General features: G+C 69.3%; 5 protein-coding genes, 1 pseudogene and 1 riboswitch. Of the genes and pseudogenes, 1 reads left to right on the top strand and 5 read right to left on the bottom strand.

Annotated elements, in window-relative coordinates:
* A pseudogene (locus tag ABZT04_RS34180) lies at positions 1–368 on the bottom strand (YibE/F family protein); the annotation flags it as partial.
* Positions 369–439: 71 nt separating this feature from the next.
* Positions 440–629: riboswitch (TPP riboswitch) on the top strand.
* Between ABZT04_RS34180 and thiC the strand changes: the two are divergent.
* Entirely contained in the window at positions 622–2,388 is a 1,767-nt protein-coding gene (gene thiC, locus ABZT04_RS34175) for a phosphomethylpyrimidine synthase ThiC (protein ID WP_356061144.1), read from the top strand. Its footprint overlaps the riboswitch before it by 8 nt.
* Before the next feature lie 10 nt (positions 2,389–2,398).
* Here the strand turns inward: thiC and ABZT04_RS34170 are convergent, their stop codons facing one another.
* The 4 genes from ABZT04_RS34170 to ABZT04_RS34155 form a co-directional block, all read right to left on the bottom strand.
* Positions 2,399–3,625 (bottom strand): serine hydrolase domain-containing protein, encoded by a 1,227-nt coding sequence (locus ABZT04_RS34170; RefSeq protein ID WP_356061142.1) that lies wholly within the window; start codon positions 3,623–3,625, stop codon positions 2,399–2,401.
* Positions 3,626–3,765: 140 nt separating this feature from the next.
* A complete protein-coding gene (locus ABZT04_RS34165; RefSeq protein WP_356061140.1) occupies positions 3,766–4,704 on the bottom strand; it encodes an NADP-dependent oxidoreductase in 939 nt (312 codons plus the stop codon).
* Positions 4,705–4,862: 158 nt separating this feature from the next.
* On the bottom strand, positions 4,863–5,726 hold the full coding sequence (locus ABZT04_RS34160) for a hypothetical protein (RefSeq protein ID WP_356061138.1): 864 nt from the start codon (positions 5,724–5,726) through the stop codon (positions 4,863–4,865).
* A 192-nt stretch (positions 5,727–5,918) separates the two neighbouring features.
* A complete protein-coding gene (locus ABZT04_RS34155; protein WP_356061136.1) occupies positions 5,919–7,022 on the bottom strand; it encodes a metallophosphoesterase in 1,104 nt (367 codons plus the stop codon).
* Between the last annotated feature and the right edge of the window lie 406 nt (positions 7,023–7,428).

The following is a 7,428-nucleotide window of genomic DNA, read 5'->3' as shown; positions in this document are numbered from 1 at the left end:
CCCGAGGCGTTCACCGAAGCACAGCTCACGCTGACGACCTTGGTGACCGTCGCCTGCTGTGTCTGCCGGTCGAAGCCGACCCCGGTGCGCTTGTGCGACGGAGCACCGCCGGGCCACAGCACGACCATTCCGACCACGACCGCCACCGTGAACGGGATCAGGATCGCCGCGATGACCTTCCGCAGATGGCGGGAGACGGGGGCGGCGGGCCCATGGCTGTGCGAATGACCGTGCCCACCGCCCGCTCCGGAGCCGTGCTCACCATCCCCACCTGAGCCGTGGTCATCTCCGGAACCGGAACCATGCCCGTGTTCGTGGCCATGCTGCGGCCCGGTCGGCGGGTACGGGGGCTGCTGCGTCGTGGTCACCGCCCGATCATCGCAAGAACGCCGGGGGCCCACTGTTCACCGCGCCACATATGACGCTAGCGTGGAGGCACCTTTGCACACGCGGGAGCTCGGAGCACCGGGCTGAGAGGGCGCTGACCTTCGTCTTTGCGTTGTTTCACGTGAAACGTCACCTGAATCGAGTGATGTTTCACATGGAACATCGGCTGACGGAAGCCGCTGCGTCGACCGCCGAACCTGTTACCGGGTAATGCCGGCGTAGGGAGTAGGTCTCATGACCAACAAGGACGCACACACGTCTGCCGTCAGCCAGGACGAACAGCCCATTGGCTGGCACAAGGGGTATGTCGAGGGCTCACGCCCCGATCTGCGCGTGCCGGTCCGTCAGGTGCATCTCACCAATGGGCAGTCGGTGACGCTGTACGACACCTCCGGCCCGTACACCGATCCGCTCGTCGACACCGATGTCCGCAGGGGCCTGGCGCCGCTGCGGGAGAACTGGATCATCGCCCGCGGCGACACGGAGGAGTACGCCGGTCGTCCCGTCCGACCCGAGGACGACGGGATCAAGCACACGTCACCGCGCGGTGGACTGCGCAACCTCGACGCGGTCTTCCCCGGGAGGCCACGTCAGCCGCGGCGCGGACGCGACGGCACGGCGGTCACGCAACTCGCCTACGCGCGACGGGGCGAGATCACACCCGAGATGGAGTTCGTAGCCGTACGGGAGCAGGTTTCGCCCGAGGTGGTCCGCGAGGAGATCGCGGCCGGGCGGGCCGTGCTGCCGGCCAACGTCAATCACCCCGAGATCGAGCCGATGATCATCGGCAAGCGGTTCCTGGTGAAGGTCAACGCCAACATCGGCAACTCCGCGGTCACCTCCTCCATCGAGGAGGAGGTCGAGAAGATGACCTGGGCGACCCGTTGGGGCGCCGACACGGTCATGGACCTGTCCACCGGCCGCAACATCCACACCACCCGCGAGTGGGTGCTGCGCAACTCCCCCGTCCCCATCGGCACGGTGCCGCTCTACCAGGCGCTCGAAAAGGTCGACGGCCGTGCCGAGGAGCTGACCTGGGAGATCTACAAGGACACGGTCGTCGAACAGGCCGAACAGGGCGTGGACTACATGACGGTCCACGCGGGCGTACGACTGCCGTTCGTCCCGCTGACAGCGAACCGCAAGACCGGCATCGTCTCGCGCGGCGGCTCGATCATGGCCGCGTGGTGCCTCGCGCACCACGAGGAATCGTTCCTCTACGAGAACTTCGAAGAACTGTGCGAAATCCTGGCCGCCTACGACGTCACGTACTCGCTGGGCGACGGTCTGCGGCCGGGGTCGATCGCGGACGCCAACGACGAGGCGCAGTTCGCGGAATTGCGGACGCTCGGGGAACTCAACACGATCGCGAAGCGTTTGAACGTACAGACCATGATCGAGGGCCCGGGACATGTCCCGATGCACAAGATCAAGGAGAACATCGACCTTCAGCAGGAGATCTGTGATGAAGCTCCGTTCTATACGCTCGGCCCGCTGACGACGGACGTCGCGCCGGCGTACGACCACATCACCTCCGGCATCGGTGCCGCGATGATCGCCTGGTGGGGCACGGCCATGCTCTGCTATGTCACGCCCAAGGAGCACTTGGGCCTGCCCAACCGTGACGACGTCAAGACCGGCGTCATCACCTACAAGATCGCCGCCCACGCAGCCGACCTCGCCAAGGGGCACCCAGGTGCACAGGAGTGGGATGACGCGCTGTCCGACGCCCGGTTCGAGTTCCGCTGGGAGGACCAGTTCAACCTGGCCCTCGACCCGGACACGGCACGGGAGTTCCACGACGAGACTCTGCCGGCGGAGCCGGCCAAGACGGCGCACTTCTGCTCCATGTGCGGGCCGAAGTTCTGCTCGATGAAGATCTCCCATGACATCCGCCGCGAACACGGCGGCACCAAGGCGGAGGTCGAAGAGGGCATGGCTCAGAAGTCGAAGGAGTTCGCGGCGGCGGGCAATCGGGTGTACCTCCCGATCGCCGACTGACGACGAGCGCCTAGCTCTTCGGCGTGTGGCACAGGACGTGGTCGACGAGGGTGCCCGTGGCGCGGTTGAGGGCGGCCAGGTCGGGCGGTGCGGCGGTGGTCGTGAGGGAGATGGTCACCGCGCGCCTGCCGTCTGCGCTCACCGCGGGGCGGGTGTTGACGCCCGCTCCGTCGCCCTCGTGGGTGTAGTAGAAGCCGCCGCAGGAGAGCGGGATCCTGCGCAGGCCGAGGCCGTAGGTGCCCTCGGGCATCTCGGCCACGTCCTCCGGGTCGTCGTTCCGCTCGACGGTCCGCCGCATCTCGTGCCACTGCTCGGCGGGGAGCAGCCTGCCGCCGGCCAGGGCGCGGAAGAAGGTGTTCAGGTCGGCGGTGGTGCTCACCACACCGGAGTCGGCGGTGTGTTGGAGGCTGTGATCGGTGACGTCGAGACGCTTGCCGTCCGGGGTCGTTAGGTAGGCGTTGACGTGTGGGTCCGGCAGGAACGGATCGAGTCCGGGGATGGAGGTGTCGCGCAGTCCCAGTTTCGCGATCACGCGGTGCTCGACCAGGTCCTGCCAGCTCGCGCCGCCGGCCTTCTCGGCGATCATCCCGGCCAGCAGGTAGTTGGTGTTGGAGTACGCCCATCGGGTGGCCCCGCCCGGACGCGGTAGGAACAGCGGCCGATGCTGCATCGCCACCGCGACCAGGTCGGCCGCCGGGGTGGTGTCGTAGCGGTTCTCGTCGAAGTGGTTGAGGAGGCGGTCCTGGATCTGCGGGTCGTCGATGTAGTCGTACAGGCCGCTGGTCTGGCGGAGGAGGTCGCGGGCGGTGATGCGGCCGCCGTCGTTGCCGTTGCCCGTCACGACTCCCGGCAGCCAGTGCTCGACGGTGTCGTCGAGCGACAGCCGCTTCTCCGCCACGAGTTGCAGGACGACGGTCGCCACGAACGTCTTCGTCGTGCTGGCCACCCGGAAGTGCGCGTTCCAGGGGATCGAGTCCGAGGAGTCGGCGGTCCGGGTGCCGAGGCGGGCCATGAGCGGCGGACCGTTCGGCCCGTCGACCCTGGCCAGCACGTTCACATCGCCGCCGCCGGCCCTCCGTACGGCTGCCAGGTCCTGCCGGAGCACGGCCTCGGTGGAGGAGTGCCCCGGCTCCGTGTGCCCGGCGGTGGTGGCGGTTGCGGCCGCGGGTGAGGTCAGGACGAGCAGCGCCGCTGCCAGTCCGGCGGCGCCGGACTTCTTCGATGACGGCATGTGCATGGTCGGACCCCCGGTGCGCTGGGTGGTGATCGGTGACGGTCACCAGCCAACCGGAACCCGGCGCGGGAGAGGATGGGACTGTCCTCAGAGTGAGAGGTGTACGTAACCCCCCAACGAGTCGGATGAGTTGGCCGACTCGGTCACGGTACGAGGAGGAGCTTGCCCGTGGTGCGCTTGGCCTCGATGGCGCGATGGGCCTCGGCGGCTTCGGCCAGCGGGTAGTGGCGGTCGACGGAGACCCGTAGCCGACCTGCCTCGATGTGTTCGGTGATCTGCTTCAGCAGGGCACCGGAGGGCTCGGCCGTGACCCATGTGTAGCGAAGGCCACGGGCGGCGGCCTGCTGCTCGTCCGTCCCCGGGTCGATCGACGCGCCGATGAGCAGACCGTCCGGCCGCAGCACGTCGAGGGAGTGGGGGCCGTAAGAACCGCCGACCAGGTCCAGGACCGCGTCCACCGGGGCGAGGGTGGTCCGGAAGTCGGTGGCGGTGTAGTCGATCAGTTCGTCGGCGCCCAGTTCGCGCAGGAAGTCGTGGTGGACCGGGCGGGCGGTGCCGATGACGTACGCCCCGAGTTCCCTGGCCAGTTGGACGGCGACGTGACCGACGCCGCCCGCCGCCGCGTGGATCAGCACCCGGTCGCCGGGCCGGACGCGTGCCAGTACGGCCAGGGCCTGCCATGCGGTGACCGCGACCAGGGGTACGGCCCCGGCGTGCACGAGGTCGAGGTTCTTCGGTGCGGGCGTCAGCACGTCGGCCGGCGCGGCGGTGAACTCGGCGTAGGCGCCGCGCGGGGAGACGGGAAGCATGCCGTACACCTCGTCGCCCGGCGCGAACCGTGTCACTCCCTCGCCGACCCGCTCGACGACACCGGCCACGTCGTTGCCCGGCGTCCACGGCAGGGGGACCAGCTCCGGCACCCGCCCGGAGCGGAGCACCGCGTCACCGGGGTTGACGCCGGCGCCGGCCACCCGCAGGAGCACCTCGCCGGGGCCGGGCTCGGGGACGTCGGTCTCGACGTAGGCGAGCATCTCGGGGCCGCCGTACGCGGATTGGACGATGGCGTGCATGCGGGCGGACATCCGGCTCCTCATCGACAGGGCGTGGGGCGTGCGGGGAGTACCGGCTGATCCGACCGTGCCGGGATGAAGGGGGAGTTCGACGAGCGCATCACTCAACGGGCCCTGTGGGACCGGGCGTTCGGCTTGCGCTCCCCTGGGTGGGGGCGCAAGCCGAGGGGCTACTCCGGCAGGTGTTCGGGCCCCCCGAAGTCCGGGCTGGAGAAGTCCGGGCTGCTGAAGCGCGGGCGGTGGCCCGGCTCCGGGCCTTCGTCGGGGCTGGAGAAGCCCGGGCGGTCGTAGCCGAGGTGCGGCATGCGACCGGTCGGTGCCGATGGAGTCGTACGGCGCAGGGCCGCCGTACCCGGAGCCGCGAGCGCCTCCTGGAGGAACGGCAGGATGCCGCGTTCCAGAAGGGCGTCGTGCCAGGCGTCCCTGGCCCGGGCCACTTCACCGCCCGACTCGCCGTAGGGGCCGGTGTCGGGCGAGGGCCTGTTGCGCAGAGCGGTGAGCAGCAGGCCGACGATCGCGACGATGATCGCCGCGGCGGTCATGGCGCCGAACACCCAGCCCGCGGTGAGCATGGTCTGGGCGAACGCGGGCTCGGGATTGATCATCTTGAGGATGTAGCCCACGAGCAGGAATATCGCCGCGGCGGTGCCGGCGAGGACGGGGGTGAGGACAGCGGCGACGGCGACGGCACCCGCACCCTCGGCAGCCTCCCCCAGGGTGGTGGCGAGCCCCATCGCGCCCACGCCGCCCGGCTCCGCGGAGCCGACCTCGTGGACGGGCGAGGGGGTGGACGACGCCGGCTGGCGCAGTTCCTCGCGGACCTTCACGTAGTGCTGGTACTCGGTCGCCGCGGCCGCCGTGATGAGTGCGGTGGCGTTCAGCGCCATGGTGCGCAACTGTTCGGGGTTGAGCCGCTCACCGACAGCGGCCAGTTCCGGGCGGGTAGGGGCGGAGCGCAGCGCCTCGTCGAGGATCCGCTCGTACTCCTGGCGGTCCTCGCTGTGCAGGTGCTGCGGAACGCTGTTCATGTGCATCCCCCGATGCTCCGTAGGGCTTGGGGCTCGCATGACAACGAGCCGTCGGGCAGAAACGGAGGGGAGCCTGCTACGGATAAGCCGATGGTAGAGCGGCGACGGCACACGGTGACAGGGGGTTTCCAGAAATTGGCCCCTGGCCAGCGCTGTCGTCCGCCGGTCCTCCGAGGGGGGCACCTGCCCGAATAACGCTCAGATATCCAGCGGCAGTTGCTGGACCAGCAGTTTTCCGGCCATGGTCACTCCGCCGTCCATCGCGATGGCCAGCCCCTCGGCGTAGACGTGCGGTCCCTCGACCACGGGACTCGCGGTGTCCTCGCCGTCCTCGGAGCCGACGTCGCCCAGGAGGTAGGGAATCGGGCTGTGACCATGGACGATCCGGTTTCCGCCGTACATGTCGAGCAATGAGCGGACATGTTCGGCGCCGCCCTCGTCGCGGAAGGAGAAGCGCTTGGTGAACTTGCGGAAGACGTCCCACACCTCGTCCGCGTCGTTGCGCGTGAGGGTCTCGCGGACGTTGTCGTTGACCGCCTCGATCGAGTCGCCGTAGTCGAGGTAGGCGGTGGTGTCGGAGTGGACGAGCAGATGGCCGTCGACCTGCTCCATGGCGTCCAGCCGGGACATCCACTGCAGGTGGACGTCCTGGAGGCGGTCCATGTCGGTCTTCTGACCGCCGTTGAGCAGCCAGGCCGCCTGGAAGGTGGCGGTGCCCGCGCCGGAGTTGACGGGGGTGTCGCCGAAGCGCTTGGCGCCGAGCAGCAGCAGCTCGTGGTTGCCCATCAGGGCCTTGCAGTAGCCGCCGGCCGCGGCCGCCTCGGCGGACAGCCGCATCACCAGGTCGATCACGCCGATGCCGTCGGGCCCGCGGTCGGTGAAGTCGCCGAGGAACCAGAGCCGGGCGGTGCCCGCGCACCAGTTGCCGGCCGCGTCGATCAGGCCCTTCTCCCGCAGTGCGGCCACCAGTTCGTCGAGGTAGCCGTGCACATCGCCTACGACGAACAGCGGACCGGGGCCCTCCGTCTGCCGGGGGGCGGCCACCGGCGCCGGGTCCACCCCGACCTGAACCGTGTCACCCCGATTGATGACGGGCAGATCGCGCTGAGTGGGTGTGTAGCCCTCCGGATAGGCCTCGTCGAAGGCCTGCTCGTCGGGTCGTACGGTCTCGCCGGGCTGCGCGCTGTCGGCGTACGGACCGGTCTCGTGGACGTACGCCGGCACCCGGAAGTCGCGCAACGTCGCCGTCCGCTCCACCTCGGGTCCCTGACCGGCCCCCTGAGTCATCGACCCCTCCACCATCGCGCCGCAACTGCACCGCATCGGACTGCCTGGTCGCAGCGGCCCGCGGTGTCGTGGGCCCATCATAGGAATGCGGATCGCGCCATGTGATGACCCAGGGGTGGTGAATCAGAGCAGGACCCCACTTCACCGCGGCTTTCGCCCCGATTGGGCAGGTCTTCTACCGCTCGCCGTCTACTTGACGCCCGGTGGGTTCCCGCCGAGGTGTGGCTGGTTTTCGTTGGTGGGGGTGGGGGGGCTGGGGTGGGTTGGGTTGGGTTGTTGAGCACTGGGTTCGCTTTTGGCGGGGGCGGGGGGCCAGCTTTGCGGGGCGAGGGCCGTCTTTGCGCTGCCGGGTCCGCCTTTCCCGGTACTGGGTGGGAGTCCTGGCGCCGGTCCGTGCGGCGGGGTGTCTGGTGGGAGTGGG

It is taken from the genome of Streptomyces sp. NPDC005492 (genome assembly GCF_040605995.1).
In the GTDB taxonomy this organism is placed as follows: domain Bacteria; phylum Actinomycetota; class Actinomycetes; order Streptomycetales; family Streptomycetaceae; genus Streptomyces.
Note: the sequence above shows the minus strand (reverse complement) of the source record. Positions and strands in the feature narration are given on the sequence as shown.